The sequence below is a fragment of the Rhizobium freirei PRF 81 genome (assembly GCF_000359745.1).
Lineage (GTDB): Bacteria > Pseudomonadota > Alphaproteobacteria > Rhizobiales > Rhizobiaceae > Rhizobium > Rhizobium freirei.
Map to the genome: position 1 here is coordinate 157,969 of NZ_AQHN01000089.1, position 15,149 is coordinate 173,117.

A 15,149-nucleotide genomic window follows, 5' to 3' on the forward strand; every position below is an offset into this window, starting at 1 on the left:
GTCAATAGTCTATACGATTGGTCGTGTTTCAACGGCTCGCTCGTTAAGTAATTCCAGGAGAAGCGTACAGAGGTTCTTCCGTCCAGAATTCCATCAAAACAAACGGTTAAGGCGGCTCGGCGACTCCCGTGAAACGCCGAGCTGCTTTGACCTGACAAGCCGCCGGACATCATCCGCTCAGGCGCGGACGAAGCCTTTGCTGGCAACCATGAGATTGCGCGTGTAGTCTTCCTTGACGTCGCCCGCCGCCAGTTCTTTGGCGCTCAGCCGCTCGACAACGGCACCATTGCGCATGACCGCCAGGCGTTCGCACATATGGGTGACGACGCCGAGATCGTGGCTCACCATGACGAATGTCAGCTGGCGATCCCTGCGCACCTGCTCGAGCAGATTGAGCACTTCGGCCTGCACCGAGGCATCGAGCGCTGAGGTCGGCTCGTCAAGCAACAGGATGGATGGCTCCACGATCAGCGCGCGCGCAATGGCGACGCGCTGGCGCTGGCCACCGGAAAGCTGATGCGGATAGCGGAAGCGAAAGCCGGTCCCGAGTCCCACTTCGTCGAGCGCCCTGGCGATGCGCGTTTCGCTATCGCCGATCCCGTGGATCGCCAGCGGCTCCAAGAGCAGACGGTCGATCGTCTGGCGCGGATGGAGGGAACCGTAAGGGTCCTGGAATACCATCTGCACCTGGCTATAAAAGACCTTGCTGCGCTTTGCCCCCTTCAGCTGCTCGCCTCCGACGCGGATCGTGCCGTCGGTAACGGGCGCAAGACCCGCGACGGCGCGCAGCAGCGTCGATTTGCCGGAGCCGGATTCACCGACCAGGCCGAAGGATTCACCCTTGTTCACATCGACACTGACTGCATCGAGAGCGTAGTAACCGTCATAGACGACACTGAGGCCGTCAACCGCAAGCGCCGCCGTCATGCCGCCCACTCCGGTTTACGGTCGAGAACCGGCAACGGATGACGATTCTCCCCGATCACAGGCATGCAGCTCAGCAGACCGCGCGTGTAGGGATGCTGGGCATTGTTGAGCTCGGAAGCCTTGATTTCCTCCACCACCTTGCCTGCATACATGACGAGCACGCGATCGCAGAAGGAGGAAACCAGCCGCAGGTCGTGCGACACGAAAATCAGTCCCATGCCGCGCTCCGACACCAGCTTGTCCATGATTTTGAGGACATCGAGCTGCACGGTCACGTCCAGCGCCGAGGTCGGCTCGTCGGCAATCAACAGCTCCGGTCCGGCGATCAGCATCATCGCGATCATGACGCGCTGCCCCATGCCGCCCGAAACCTCATGCGGATGCAGGTCGTAGACACGGCCGGGATCGCGGATCTGCACGGCTTCGAGCATGGCAAGCGCTCGGTCGCGCGCCTCCGCCTTGCTCACCTTCTCGTGCGTGCGCAGCGTCTCGGTGATCTGCTTGCCGATGGTCATCACGGGATCGAGCGAATATTTCGGATCCTGCAGCACCATGGCGATACGCTTGCCCCGCAGCGACCGGCGCTCCCTCGCGGAAATCGACAGAAGGTCCATGCCGCTGAAGTCAAGCTTATCGGCACTGACGAGCGCATGCGGCGGCGTAAGCCCCATGATCGCGCGGCCCGTCTGCGATTTGCCGGAGCCGCTCTCGCCGACGATCCCGAGCCTTTCGCGGCCGAGCGTGAAGGACACGCCGCGCACCGCTTCGATGACGCCTGTGCGCGTCGGATAGCGAACCTTGAGGTTTTCGACTGTCAGCAGCGTCGTCATTGGCCGCTCTCCTTCGGATCGAGCGCGTCGCGCAGGCCATCGCCAAGCAGGTTGAAGCCGAGGCTGACGATGAGGATCGCGATGCCGGGCATGGCCGCTACCCACCATTGATCGAGATAGTATTTGAAGCCGCTGGCGATCATCACGCCCCATTCCGGCAGAGGCGGCTGCGCACCGAGGCCGAGGAAGCCGAGGCCGGCCGCCGTCAGGATCACGCCCGCCATATCGAGCGTGACGCGCACGATCACCGAGGAGATGCAGAGCGGCATGACATGGCGGAAGATGATGCGCAGGGGCGAAGCGCCCATGAGCTGTACGGCGGCAATATAGTCCGAGCGCCGCACCGTCATCGTTTCCGCGCGCGCCAAGCGCGCATAGGGCGGCCAGGAGGTGATGGCGATCGCGATGATGGCGTTTTCGATGCCGGCCCCGAGCGCACCGGCAAAGGCAAGCGCCAGCACCAGCTTCGGGAAGGCAAGGAAGATATCGGTGATGCGCATCAATATGGTGTCGGTCCAGCCGCCGAGATAGCCGGAGATCATGCCGATGATCAGCCCGATCGGCGCCGATATGATCGCGACCAGAACGACGATGTAGAGCGTCCAGCGCGAGCCGTAGATGAGCCGCGAGAGAATATCGCGCCCGAGGTCGTCCGTACCGAGAAGATAGCCCGGCGTGCCGGGCGGCTTCAGATAGGCATTGGTCAGATCGCCGATGACGGGCGAATGCGGTGCGATGACATCGGCAAGCGCCGCGATGAGTACAAGCGCGATGATGATCAGCAGGCCGACAACGGCGAGGCGATTGGCGGAAAACTGCCGCCATGTGACGTAGGCACGCCCGAGTCTTGCCTGTCTGCGCGACTGCGGCCGGTCGGACAGCAGCCAGTCCCGCAAGCTGGGTTGGGTGGTCTCAGCCGTCATTTACGTCGAGTCCTTGGATCGAGAGTCCGATACAGGAGATCGGAAATCAGGTTGATGCCGATGAAAACCGTGCCGACGACGATGGTGCCGCCGAGGACGGCGTTCATATCGGCATTGCGCAGCGAGCTGGTAATGTAGAAGCCGATGCCGGGCCAGGAAAAGACGATTTCCGTCAGCACCGAGCCCTCGAGCAATCCGGCATAGGAAAGCGCGATGACGGTGATCAACGGCACCATAGCGCTGCGAAGCGCATGCCCCCAGATCACCCGCGTCTCGGAAAGCCCCTTGGCACGCGCGGCCACGACATATTCCTGGCCGAGCTCGTTCAGCATGAAGCTGCGCGTCATGCGGCTGATATAGGCGAGTGAGAAATAGCCGAGCAGCGACGCCGGCAGGATGATGTGGCGGAAGACGTCCCAGAAGACATCCCACTGTCCCTGCATGGCGCTGTCGAGCAGGAAGAAGCCCGTGACCGGCGTGAAGGTATATTCGAAGGCGATGTCGATGCGGCCCGGATAAGCCACCCAGTTCAGCTTCGCATAGAAGATGACGAGCGAAACCATGGCCAGCCAGAAGACCGGCACGGAATAGCCGACAAGGCCGATGACGCGGACGATCTGATCGATGAAGCTGTTGCGGCGCACTGCCGCGAGAACGCCGAAGGGAACGCCGAAGACGGCGCCGATGATCGTGCCGACGGTCGCAAGCTCCATCGTCGCCGGAAAGACGCGCTTGATGTCGTCCATGACCGCATTGGTCGTCAGCACCGACGTGCCGAAATCGCCGCTCAAGGCGCTCAGCAGATAATAATAGAACTGCAGATAGAGCGGTTGGTCAAGATGCATCTCCCGCCGCAGGCGCTCCAGCACCTGCTGCGGCGCGTGGTCGCCGGCGATCGCCAGCGCCGGATCGATCGGAATGACGCGCCCGATGAAGAAGGTAACGGCGAGAAGACCAAGATAGGTGGTGACTGCCACGACCAGGAATCGCAGCAGTCCCATGAAAAATGGAGCGGCACGGCCCTTCTTGGGCCGCACCTGCATTTTACGTTCGACAGTGCTCAAAAGACTAATCCTGCCGGATCATCACTTCGAGATCGGCCAGACGAAGTTGTTGTCGAAGCTCGGGCCGAGCTTGAAATCCTTCACGTCCTTGCGATAGCCGGCGACTTCCGTCTGCTGATACAGGATGACGAAGGGGCTCGCGTCCATGAACTTCTTTTCGATGTCCTGATACATGGCGCCGCGCTTGGCCGCATCCCCTTCGAAGAGGGCTGCCTTAGCGAGCTTCTCCAGCTCCGGCGCCGTCCAGGTGTTGCGCCAGACGAGCGTCTTGTTCGTGCTGGTATCCGAATTGTCGTCATTGGTCGTGAAGGTATCGGCGTTGGAATGGGGATCCCAATAGTCCGGGCCCCAGTTGCCGAAGTAGATGTCGTGATTACGGGCGCGATACTTGGTCAGCTTCTGCTTGCCGTCGCCGGGGATGATCTCCACCTTGATGCCGGCCTGGCCGAGGGTCTGCTGGATCGCGGTGGCGATGCTCGTGTCCGGCTCGATGCTGCGCACGTCCATCGTGATCGAGAAGCCGTTCGGCAGACCTGCCTTGGCCAGCAATTCCTTGGCCTTGGCAACGTCGAGCTTGAACGGGTTCTCGTCCAGCGAACCGAGCATGCCCTTCGGCTCGAAGGTCTGATGGATTTCGCCGATACCCTTGATCAGCGTCTTTCCGATGGCGTCATAATCGACCAGGGACTTGAACGCTTGCTGCACTTCCGGCTTGGCAAGGTTCGCATTCTTCTGGTTGAGGCTCATGTAGTAGATCGTGCCCTTGGGCGCGCTGGTCGAAGCGAGCTTCGGGTTCTTCTCGATGGCCGTGAGATCGGTCGGCGAGAGGTTGCGGGCGATATCGATATCGCCGTTCTCAAGAGCCAGACGCTGCGCGGAGCTTTCCTTCATGAAGCGATAGATGACGCGGTTCAGCTTCGTCTTGTCGCCGTAATAATTGTCGTTGCGCTCCAGCACGACGGCTTCGTTGGCACGCCACTCGCGCAGCTTGAACGGGCCGGAACCGGCAAAGCCGGTCTTCAGCCAGCCATTGCCGAAATCGTTGTCATATTTGTAGTCGGCAGACGGCGTGACCGGCTTCACATGCTGCATGACCAGCTTCTTGTCGACCACTTCGGCAACGGTTGCCGTCAGGCAGTTCAGCACGAAGCTCGGCGCATAGGGCTTGTCGACGGTGAAGGTGAAGGTGTTCGGATCGGTCGCCTTGGCCTTTTCCGTCACGTTGCCGCCGTTGATGCCGAACTGGGTGAGAATGAAGGCCGGGCTCTTGTCGAGCTTGACGACACGCTCGAAGGACCAGGCAACGTCGTCGGCCGTGATCGGATTGCCGGACGCGAACTTCAGGCCTGACTTCAGCTTGAAGGTGTAGGTCAGGTGATCGTCGGAGACCGACCAGCTTTCGGCGAGGTCGCCCTTGATCTTGGAGGTGTCGTTGATGTCGAGGCGGACGAGCAGGCTGTAGGTGTTGCCGGTGATTTCGGCAGCCGACAGCTCATAGGCTTCGGCCGGATCCATGCTCAGAATATCGTCGAAGGCGAAGCCTTCAACCAGCGTATCCTTGGGCGTCGCAGCGAAAGCGTTCGGCGCCGCCATCAACAGAAGCGAGAGAGCCACGCCGGCGGAAAGCGCGCGGAAACCGCTGTTCATCTTGGTAATCATCATTGTTTTCATTCCCCTCTTAACAAACTTTACGCAATATCAGGACGCACTTGACCGGCTGCCTTCCTTCCAAGCGGACGCCAGGACGCGAAGCCAGTTCTCCCTGCACAGCTTTACAAGATCGGCCTCACCATAGCCAACCTTCCGAAGGGCGGCAATCAGGATTTGATTGCCCGCCGCATCGCCGATTTCGGCGGGAATCGTCGCGCCGTCGAAGTCCGATCCCAGGCCGACGCAATCGATGCCAACGCGATCGACCAGATGCTCCACATGGCGCACCATCGCCTCGAGCGGCGTATCGGCATCCGAGCGAGCATCCTCGCGCAGCATGGCCGTCGCATAGTTGAGGCCGACGATGCCGTGGCTTTCCCTGATGGCGTCGAGCTGCCTGTCGGTGAGGTTGCGCGCAACCGGCGTCAGGGCATGGGCATTGGAATGACTGGCAACCAGCGGCTGGTCCGTAGTCTTGGCTACATCCCAGAAGCCCTTCTCGGTGATATGGGCGAGATCGACGAGGATGCCGAGCCGGTTGCATGCACGCACCAGCGCAAAGCCGGCATCCGTCAGACCGGGTCCGGTGTCCGGAGAACTCGGATAGGCGAAAGGCACACCATGGGCAAAGACATTGTTGCGGCTCCAGACGGGGCCGAGCGAGCGCAGGCCGGCTGCATAAACGGTTTCGAGTGCTGCGAGATCGGCATCGATGGCTTCGCAGCCTTCCATGTGCATCACGGCTGCGAAAACGCCCTTTTCCATGCAATCGCGGATATCAGCGGTGGAGCGGCAGAGCTTCCAGACACCGGCACGATCCAGCCGCAAGGCAATCGCTGCCATTTCCAGCGCGATATCCAGCGACGGCGCCCGCTCCAGCGGAGCGGAAAGCGGTGTTGCGTAGTGACCGTTGACGTCAGGATTGGCAAAGACGAGATCGCCTGATGGGATGTAGATGGCGCAGAGACCGCCGGCCAGCCCGCCTGCGCGGGCCCGTGGCGCATCGATATGGCCGCTCGACGTTCCATCCCTGAACTCGGCGATCGGATCGGCGCCATCGCGCGCATGATGCCACAGTCTCAGCAGAACGTCGTTGTGACCATCGAATACGGATTGCATCGTCTACCCTGGATAGGCGCCCCGACGGGGGAGCGAATGGAAAGTGGCAGAATAGAAAAGCTGACAGGATTCGCCATACCCAAATGAAAAAAATTTGCATTTGCATGGAATGGCTCATTTAAGCAGAAAAAGCGCGGCAAAAACCGCTAAACAGAAAAGGCGGGGTAGAAACCCCGCCTCTCGATCGCTGACGATGTGTCGGGCATTTCAGCGTTTGGCGCGCTTCTTCTGGCGGTAGACGTCGATGGCGACGGCGGCGATGATGATGACGCCCTTGGCGATTTCCTGGTAATAGGCGTCGACGTTCAGGAAGGTGAAGCCGGAGATCATCACGCCGAGGATGATCGTGCCGATCACCGTGCCGGCGATGCGCCCGACGCCGCCGGTGAGCGAGGTGCCGCCGATGACGGCCGCAGCGATAGCGTCCAATTCATATGTCACGCCCATGCCGGCCTGCGCCGTCTGGACACGAGCAGCCGTAATGATGCCGGCAAGGCCTGCCAGAAGCCCGGCAATCGCATAGACCTTGACCAGATGCCCCTCGACATTGATGCCCGAGACGCGCGCCGCCTGCACATTGGCACCGATCGCATAGGTGAACTTGCCGTAGCGCGTATAGCGCAGCACGATATGGAAAACGACGGCGATGATCAGGAAGACGACGACGGGCCAGATGCCGGAGCCGATGAAATTGAACTGATCGGTCAAGCCCGAGATTGGTTGCCCCTTGGTGTAGAGCTTCGACAGGCCGCGTGCCGAGACCATCATGCCGAGCGTGGCGATGAAGGGCGGAATTTTCGTGCGGGTAATGAGCTGGCCGTTGATATAGCCCGCAACGAGGCCGATCAGCAAACCGATGCCGATCGGAACGAAGAAGGGCATGTCGGTCAGCGCCGGATAGACGGCCCGCGCCCAGGTGGAGGACTGAGCGAAGCTGGCCGCCACCATGGCCGTCAGGCCGACGACGGAACCTGATGACAGGTCGATGCCACCCGTAATGATGACCTGCGTCACGCCGACGGAGATGATGCCGATGACCGAAACCTGCAGGATCATGATCTTCAGGCGCTGCAGGTTCATCAGGAAGCTCTGGCCGACGAAGATCCAGCCGAGGATTTCACAGAGAAGCGCAATGCCGATCAGCACAAGGAAGATGCCGAGTTCCGGCGGAACGCGACGGCGTCTAGGACGAGTCAATGCCGGTGCGGCCGCCTCTGCAACTTTGCTAACCATGGTTCAATCCTCCCTTGCGATGATTGGCGGCGTCACTGCGCGGCCAGTTCCATCACCTTCACTTGAGTTGCGTCCGCGCGATCCAGGAATCCGGTCACCCGTCCTTCGTGCATCACCATGATCCGATCGCTCATGCCGAGCACCTCCGGCATTTCCGAGGAGATCATGATGACGGCGACGCCGTTGCGCGCCATTTCGGTGACCAGGCGATGGATTTCCGCCTTGGCGCCGACGTCGATGCCGCGGGTCGGCTCGTCGAGGATCAGAATGCGCGGGTTGGTCAGCATCCACCGGCCGATCAGCGCCTTCTGCTGATTGCCGCCGGAAAGGTTTTCGATGCGCTCATCAAGGTTGGGCGTCTTGACGCGCAACTTCTTCGCCATCTCCTCGCACGCCTGCTCGATCGGCCCTTCCTGCACGAAGCCGCCGCGCACGAATTTGTCGTGCAGCACCGCGACCTGCATGTTCTCAAGCACGCTGAGGATGAGAAGACAGCCGGTATCCTTGCGGTCTTCCGTCAGGAAGGCCATCCGGTGACGGATGGCGTCCGCCGGCGAGGAAATCGTGGCCGCCTTGCCGAAGAGCTGGATCGTGCCCGACGAGGCCGGCGTCACGCCGAAAATGGTTTCGGCGACATTCGACCGACCGGAGCCGACCAGGCCGGCAACGCCGAGAATTTCGCCGGCTCTGACATCGAAGGACACATTCGAGAATACGCCGTCGAGGCTGAGATCCTTGACCGAAAGCACGGTCTCGCCGATCGGCACCTCCTCCTTCGGAAACATCTGCGTGATCTCGCGGCCGACCATCATGCGGATGATGTCGTCGCGCGTCACATCGGTGGAGGCATGCGTGCCGATATACTTGCCGTCGCGGAACACCGAGAATTCGTCGGCGATCTCGAACAGCTCGTTCATCTTGTGGGTGATGTAGACAATGCCGATGCCCTGGGTGCGCAAATCGCGGATGATCTGGAAGAGATGCGCCACCTCGCGCTCGGTCAGGGCCGAGGTCGGTTCATCCATGATCAGCACGTCGGAATTATAGGAAACCGCCTTGGCGATTTCGACCATCTGCCGGTTGGCAACTGAAAGCTCGCGCACCTGGATTTCAGGATCGATGGAAATGTTCAGGCGATGGAAGAGTTCCTCGGTCTTGCGTCTCATCTCCGTATGATCGACGAAGCCGAAACGGTTCTTCGGCTCACGCCGGATCCAGATATTCTCCGCCACCGTCATATAGGGCATCAGGTTCAGTTCCTGATGGATCATCGCGATGCCGTTTTCCAGCGCATCGAGCGGCGACTTCAGCCGGATTTCCACGCCCTTGAGGCGCACATCACCCTGGTCGGGGATATAGATGCCGGCAAGGATCTTCATCAGCGTAGACTTGCCCGCGCCGTTTTCACCCATCAGCGCATGCACCGTTCCGCGCTTCAGGTGGAAAGAAACGTCGTCGAGGGCCAGCACGCCGGGAAATTCCTTGCGGATGCCTTCCGCGCTCAGCAGATAGGCGGCATTCGGAACAACGCCGCTGGCGCGCACCGCCGCCATGGTGGATGGGCTCACAACCATTTTTCCCTCCCGGGCAGATCGGATTTATGAGGATGCGGGCTCGAATGCCCGCATCCGTCGATCGCCATGCGATCAGTTCTTCTTGACGAAGTCCTTGACGTTTGTCGGCGTCACGAGCTGGAAGGGAATATAGACCTTTTTGTCGATCTTATCGCCCTTGGCGAGCTTCAGCGCGGCATCGACCGCGCCCTTGCCCTGACCGGCAGCATCCTGGAACACGGTGACCTTCAGGTCGCCGGCCTGCATGGCGGCAAGCGCGTCCTGCGTCGCATCGACGCCGGCGACGACGATCTTGTCCATTGGCTTGCCCGCAGCCTTCAACGCCTGGATGGCGCCGATCGCCATTTCGTCGTTGTTGGAGATGACCGCGTCGAATTCGAGACCGCTGGAGAGCCAGTTGGTCATCAGGTCGGCGCCCTGGGTACGCTGCCAGTTTGCAGTCTGCTCCTGAACGATCTTGATGCCCTTGCAGCCATCGGTAGCCAGAACGTCATGAACGTCCTTCGTACGCATGCGGGCTGCCTGGTTGGACAATTCGCCCATCATGACGACGGCCTTGCCCTTGCCGCCGAGGATTCGGCAAACTTCCTTGGTTTCCAGCGTGCCGGATTCCTGCTCGTTGGATGCGACGAAGGCCTGCTTGTCCGGAAGGCTGTCGACGTTGGCCGGCTCGCGGTTGACGTAGACGAGCGGGATCTTGGCGTCGGCAGCCAGCTTGGAGATGGCAGCCGTTGCGTCGGTATCGACCGGGTTGACGATGATGGCATCGACCTTACTGGCGATGAAGTTCTGGATCTGGCTCTGCTGCTTGGCAACGTCGTTCTGAGCGTCTTCGACCTGCAGCGTCACGCCGCTCATGCCCTTTGCATAGTCCTGCATGCCGTTGCGCAGAACGGTCAGGAAGTTGTCGTCGAACAGCGCCATGGATACGCCGATCGTTTGAGCATGAGCAGCGGTCGACAACAGAAGCGCCATTGCCGAGCCAAGAATGAATTTCTTCATATTTTCCTCCCAGATGCGGTGCCCGGCCACACCCCTCCTGAATGCCGGAGCCCCCGATCTCGACCGTGGGGCCTGTCATCAATTCGGTCGGCACTCCCATGCCGACTGCGTTGAAAAAAAACGGAACAAACAAACCGTAAAATTCCAAGTACGGAATATTCATTCCATTTTTCGCGACAAAGGTCAATACTAAATTCGGGCATCATTCTCGGAGGCGAAGAAGACGGATTTCTTGCGGGCGCTAGTGCAAGTCCTCGCCGTCGAACCTACATAGCATCACCCCGCCCAATGAAACGGTTATTCCATCGCGATGGGAACGGAGTAGGATAAGATTGATCCCGGCCGCCCGCAGGCGGCCCGCAACGGAGAACAAACATGCCCTCGATGTACAGTTTCTCGGTCCCCGTCTTTCAACGCGGCCTGCAAAACCTCTCGGTCTACCTCGACCAGATCGAAGCCTATGCCTCTGAAAAGGGCATCGAGCCCAGTGAGCTCGTCGCAGCGCGGCTCTTCGACGACATGCTGCCGCTTTCAGGCCAATTCCAGCGCGCTTCCGACTCTGCGAAACTGGCCATCGCCCGGCTCGCAGGCATCGATGCGCCACGCTTCGAGGACAAGGAGACCACCGTTGCCGAGCTGCGTGAGCGCCTGAAGAAAACGCAGGATTTCCTGGCAACCGTGACGCCGCAAGCCTTGGAAGGTAGCGAAACGCGCGAGGTGACGATCTCGCCTGGAGGCAACAAGATGGCCTTCAAGGGCGAGGATTATCTGACGAAGTTCGCGCTGCCGAACTTCTTCTTCCATGTCGCCACCGCCCACGGCATCCTGCGCAGCCGTGGCCTGCCCATCGGCAAGATGACCTATCTCGGACCGCTTGGCTGAAGCGATCAGGGCCGGAGCGAAACCGGCCCTTTCTCCGTCAGTTCCGTATAGGCAAGCGTCTGGTCCAGATGCTGCGCCCGGAGGGAAAGAAGCTTTTCGGCATAGGCAAGCCTGATCGACATATAGCCGCCGTCATCGGCAACATTGGAGAGCTCCGCCGGGTCCTTTGCGAGATCGAAGAGGAGCGGCCGAAGACCGGCGCAATGGACATATTTGAACCGTTCGTCGCGGATGACGGCGAGGTTGCAGGCATTGGATTTCAGCCCGAAATGCCGCTCGGGAATCCCATCGGCGATATCCCGGAAATCGAACTCCCAGAATGCCGCCTCGCGCCAGTTCGCCGGTTCGGAACCCGACAGGAACGGCAGAAGGCTTTCGCCATCGACATGGTTAGCCGGAGCAGTTCCAAGCCGGTCGCACAGGCTCGGGAAGATATCCGCGGCGCTGGTGAAATGCTTCACCTGCCGGCCATGTGCGGCGGATTGGCCTGGATCGCGAATGACAAGCGGCACATGATAGCTGCCGTCATAGAAGCCGCCCTTGCCGAGCATCCAGTGATCGCCCATCATTTCGGCATGGTCCGACGTAAAGACGATCACCGTGTCGTCCCAGGCGCCGGCATTCTTCAGCGCCTGCCAGATCCGCCCGAGCTGCGCATCGACTTCGGCGATCATGCCGTAGTAGACGGCGCGGATCGCTGAAAAATCCTGAGAAGTCCATTCGTCGATGGAGCCCTGGCCGCCATACATGAACCCGCTTTTGTCGATCAGCGGCAGCGCGAAGGCGAGCAGCGGATGCGCAGCCTCCTCCGTCTCGCGGTCCTGAGCGCGGGCGAAGGCGGGGCCGTCGGACGTGGAGAACATGCGATTGTAGGGTTCGGGCACCGAGAATGGCGGGTGCGGCCGCAGAAACGAAACATGCGCAAACCAGGGTGCGTCCTGCTCTCCGAGCCAGCGAATGAACTCGCCCGCCAGGAAAGCCGTCTGCGTCTCATCCTTGGAATAGGCAGGCGCATTGTTGGAAATCTCGCCGGGTGCCGCACCGACTGGGATATGGATATCGCGGCTGACGGCATCGGCATGGCCGCGCGATCGCAGCCAGGATAGCCACTGCTTTTCATGTTCGGGCAGGAGCTGCCGCGGCGTGAAGCCGGGGAGTACACCTTCATAGGTGGTCAGATGCGGATCGTGGGGATCGCGGCTGCGCGGATCAGGCGCCGTGTCGGTATAACCGAACAGCGTCGGGTCATAGCCGGCCCGACGGGCCGCAAGCGCGACATTGTCGAACCGAGCGTCCAGCGGCGAACCGTTGCGGCAAACGCGATGGTTCATCTGATAGAGGCCGGTATAGAGCGTCGCCCGCGCCGGCGAGCAGGGTGCCGCACCAGCATAATGCCGGCGGAAAAGCACGCCTTCCTGCGCCAGAGCGTCGACATTCGGCGTCTTCACACATTCATGACCGACGGCGGAGAGGCAATCCCCCCGCCATTGGTCGGCCGAAATCAACAGGACGTTCGGGCGCTTGCCTCCAGTGCCAGCTAAGGAGGAACGCTCAGTGCTGGTTGGACTTGGCATGCCAGTTCCAAGCGGATTGGATGATCTCGGTCAGATCATATTGCGGTGACCAACCGAGAATATCGCGGGCCTTGTCGTTATTGGCGACGAGCGTCGTCGAATCGCCCTCGCGGCGGCCGACATATTCGACGGGGAACGGCCGATTCGACACTGTCTCGATCGTTCCGAGCAGTTCCTTCACCGTCGTGCCGGTGCCCGTGCCCAGATTGAGCGCGACGGAATCGCCGCCGCGCAGCAGATATTCCACGGCGCGGACATGGGCGTCGGCAAGATCGAGCACATGGATGTAATCGCGCACGCAGGTGCCATCGCGCGTGTCGTAATCGCTGCCGAACACCTTGAAGCCCTGGCGGCGGCCGAGGGCCGCATCGATGGCGAGCGGGATGGCATGAGTTTCCGGCGTATGCCACTCGCCGATACGGCCTTCGAAATCCGCGCCGGCGGCGTTGAAATAGCGCAGCACGACGGAGCGCAGCCCCTTGTACTGGTCATAATCGGCAAGCGCCTGCTCGACGATGTATTTCGTGCGGCCGTAGGGATTGATCGGCACCTGCCGATGGCTTTCGTCGAGCGGCACGCTCTGCGGCAGGCCATAGGTCGCGCAGGTGGAGGAAAAGACGAAGGCGTTCACGCCAGCAGCCTGGGCTGCCGAAAGCAGGGTCAGCGTGCCGATGACGTTATTTTCATAGAAGGATACGGGATCCTTGACCGATTCACCCACTTCGATCAGCGCGGCGAAATGCAGGATGGCGGCGGGCTTGTATTTGGCGAGCACCTCGTCGAGGCGCGCCCGATCGCGAATGTCGCCTTCCTCTGCCGGACCCCATTTGACGAATTCACGATGGCCGTTGGAGAAATTGTCGTAGACGACGGGCTGAAAGCCCTTGTTCGCCAGATCCAGACATGTGTGCGAACCGATATAGCCGGCTCCGCCCACCACAAGCACCGTTTCTCCTGCCATGATCACCCCTTCTCAAGCTACAGACAAATGCCGCCCCTAAATGCGGCGGACCGGGTTCGATCCGACGCGTACACTTAGAGAGCTGTAGCCGACTTGCAAGGCTGGCAAAAGGAGCAAGATTGGCAGTGTCAGGAATGGGCGCGAGCCAAAACCCGCCTATGCCGGCTTCGCCTCCATCTTGCCGGCATGCATGAGAATTCCGGCAAGCGCCAGAACCGGCGGGACGAGAAAACAAGCCATGCCGACGAGCAGGAAGAGCCCTGCCGCCACCGCGCAGCCAAGCGCAAAGCCGCCGACCGCAGCCCCCATGCGCGCGAGCCGCGCCTTCATCGCTGCTTTCTCCTCGGGCTTGGCGCCGCGCAGCAGATCGGCGATGTCGATCATGATCTGCGTCGTCGTGCCCGTCATCATCGTCGTCGGCGGTGTCGAGCCGAGATGGATGCGATGCGCTGTGGTCTGGATGGCCATCGCGGCGACAAGCGTCATGCCGGTCAGGATCGCCTGCCAGCCGTCCCCATCGCCAAACGGGCCGAAGCGCATGGCAAGAATCGCTGCCAGCACCAGCAACAGGAATTTAAGCGAGAGGACGATCTGCAATGTCGGCAGATTGCGCCGGGAAAGATCGCCGCCGACAAGGCGGGCGAGAATGACGACGACGCAAAAGACCGGCAGCGCCAGAAGCTTGGCGACCGCGCCCGAGGCTCCCAAGGCCAGGGCGGCACCGAGCGTGACGAAGTTGCCGGTGACATGCGCGGTGAACAGGCCGTGCAGGGCAAGAAAACCGGCGGTATCGACATAGCCGCCATTGATGCTCAACAAAGTAGGCAGGCTCGGCTTCATAGGCCCCTCGCTCGCTTTTATCGTCTCCGACCTTATCGCGCCGAATGGCCGTCCCTGTCGAGCCGTTACCGATGAGGTTCCTGCGTTTGGCCGACGGTAGTAGCAAGCGGAAAAGCTCCCGCAGCGCTTACTCGCCGCGATCGCGTTCGAGATCCGCAATCTCGTCGGATATTTCCGCGATACCATGCCGGAGCTCTGCCTCGGTGCCGTCGTCCACCTCGCCATCACCGAAACAATAGCGGGCTATATGTAGTTCCAGCTTGGCTTCGAGCGCCTCGCGCTGGGTGCGTAGTTGTTTGAGATAGCTGTTTCGCATTGCGAACCACGCTTTCTGAAAAAGTAAGTCTCACCCTAATAAATGGGTTCGGCGGAAGAAAGTTTCGATAGGTATCATCTCCAGCAAACTGCAGTCGCAGCTTGCAGCGACGCTTTATCCTGGGTCCGTTGCAAAGCGGGCAACCGGTCATCACATTCATGCGACCGGCATCTGAAATGATCCCAAACGCGAATATTGCCGCTGACACGGGCTGCGGATTTGGGCTAATTCAGGTGGATTGTTCGAGGTAAACT

The 15,149-nt window shown here is 60.7% G+C and carries 14 protein-coding genes; 1 reads left to right on the forward strand and 13 read right to left on the reverse strand.

Translation table 11 applies throughout. From position 1 onward, the window contains the following. Positions 1–177 precede the first annotated feature (177 nt). From RHSP_RS28470 to RHSP_RS28510, 9 genes are all read right to left on the reverse strand, one after another. Positions 178–927 carry an ABC transporter ATP-binding protein gene (locus tag RHSP_RS28470; RefSeq protein WP_004127087.1) on the reverse strand — a complete coding sequence of 250 codons (750 nt, stop codon included), beginning with the start codon at positions 925–927 and terminating at the stop codon, positions 178–180. Then, complete coding sequence (locus tag RHSP_RS28475; RefSeq protein WP_004127089.1) at positions 924–1,757, reverse strand: ABC transporter ATP-binding protein; 834 nt, start codon at positions 1,755–1,757, stop codon at positions 924–926. Before RHSP_RS28475 ends, RHSP_RS28470 begins: the two co-directional genes overlap by 4 nt. Next, positions 1,754–2,680, reverse strand: a complete 927-nt coding sequence (locus RHSP_RS28480) for an ABC transporter permease (RefSeq protein ID WP_037155070.1) — start codon at positions 2,678–2,680, stop codon at positions 1,754–1,756. The genes RHSP_RS28475 and RHSP_RS28480 overlap by 4 nt, the downstream gene beginning before the upstream one ends. Further along, positions 2,677–3,744 (reverse strand): ABC transporter permease, encoded by a 1,068-nt coding sequence (locus RHSP_RS28485; protein ID WP_004127094.1) that lies wholly within the window; start codon positions 3,742–3,744, stop codon positions 2,677–2,679. The genes RHSP_RS28480 and RHSP_RS28485 overlap by 4 nt, the downstream gene beginning before the upstream one ends. Positions 3,745–3,765: 21 nt before the next feature. After that, on the reverse strand, positions 3,766–5,406 hold the full coding sequence (locus tag RHSP_RS28490) for an ABC transporter substrate-binding protein (RefSeq protein WP_004127097.1): 1,641 nt from the start codon (positions 5,404–5,406) through the stop codon (positions 3,766–3,768). 36 nt (positions 5,407–5,442) lie between these two features. Then, complete coding sequence (locus tag RHSP_RS28495; protein WP_004127099.1) at positions 5,443–6,513, reverse strand: dipeptidase; 1,071 nt, start codon at positions 6,511–6,513, stop codon at positions 5,443–5,445. A gap of 207 nt (positions 6,514–6,720) precedes the next feature. Next, on the reverse strand, positions 6,721–7,746 hold the full coding sequence (locus tag RHSP_RS28500; RefSeq protein WP_004127101.1) for an ABC transporter permease: 1,026 nt from the start codon (positions 7,744–7,746) through the stop codon (positions 6,721–6,723). Positions 7,747–7,778: 32 nt separating this feature from the next. Then, positions 7,779–9,320: a sugar ABC transporter ATP-binding protein gene (locus RHSP_RS28505; protein ID WP_004127105.1), complete on the reverse strand. Its 1,542-nt coding sequence runs from the start codon at positions 9,318–9,320 to the stop codon at positions 7,779–7,781. 72 nt (positions 9,321–9,392) lie between these two features. Beyond that, the gene (locus tag RHSP_RS28510) at positions 9,393–10,322 is read right to left on the reverse strand and encodes a sugar ABC transporter substrate-binding protein (protein ID WP_037155072.1); all 930 of its coding nucleotides are present in this window, start codon (positions 10,320–10,322) and stop codon (positions 9,393–9,395) included. Between the two features lie 375 nt (positions 10,323–10,697). Between RHSP_RS28510 and RHSP_RS28515 the strand changes: the two genes are divergently transcribed. Next, complete coding sequence (locus RHSP_RS28515; protein ID WP_004127121.1) at positions 10,698–11,204, forward strand: DUF1993 domain-containing protein; 507 nt, start codon at positions 10,698–10,700, stop codon at positions 11,202–11,204. A gap of 5 nt (positions 11,205–11,209) precedes the next feature. On the opposite strand, the gene RHSP_RS28520 is transcribed toward RHSP_RS28515, so the two are convergent. The 4 genes from RHSP_RS28520 to RHSP_RS28535 all read right to left on the reverse strand — a co-directional run bounded on the left by RHSP_RS28520 (position 11,210) and on the right by RHSP_RS28535 (position 14,895). Continuing rightward, complete coding sequence (locus RHSP_RS28520; RefSeq protein WP_037155074.1) at positions 11,210–12,778, reverse strand: alkaline phosphatase family protein; 1,569 nt, start codon at positions 12,776–12,778, stop codon at positions 11,210–11,212. Then, positions 12,756–13,739 carry a UDP-glucose 4-epimerase GalE gene (gene galE, locus RHSP_RS28525; protein WP_004127124.1) on the reverse strand — a complete coding sequence of 328 codons (984 nt, stop codon included), beginning with the start codon at positions 13,737–13,739 and terminating at the stop codon, positions 12,756–12,758. The genes RHSP_RS28520 and galE overlap by 23 nt, the downstream gene beginning before the upstream one ends. Positions 13,740–13,895: 156 nt before the next feature. Continuing rightward, positions 13,896–14,579 carry a YoaK family protein gene (locus tag RHSP_RS28530; protein ID WP_004127126.1) on the reverse strand — a complete coding sequence of 228 codons (684 nt, stop codon included), beginning with the start codon at positions 14,577–14,579 and terminating at the stop codon, positions 13,896–13,898. A 127-nt stretch (positions 14,580–14,706) separates the two neighbouring features. Beyond that, positions 14,707–14,895 (reverse strand): hypothetical protein, encoded by a 189-nt coding sequence (locus RHSP_RS28535; protein WP_037155076.1) that lies wholly within the window; start codon positions 14,893–14,895, stop codon positions 14,707–14,709. Between the last annotated feature and the right edge of the window lie 254 nt (positions 14,896–15,149).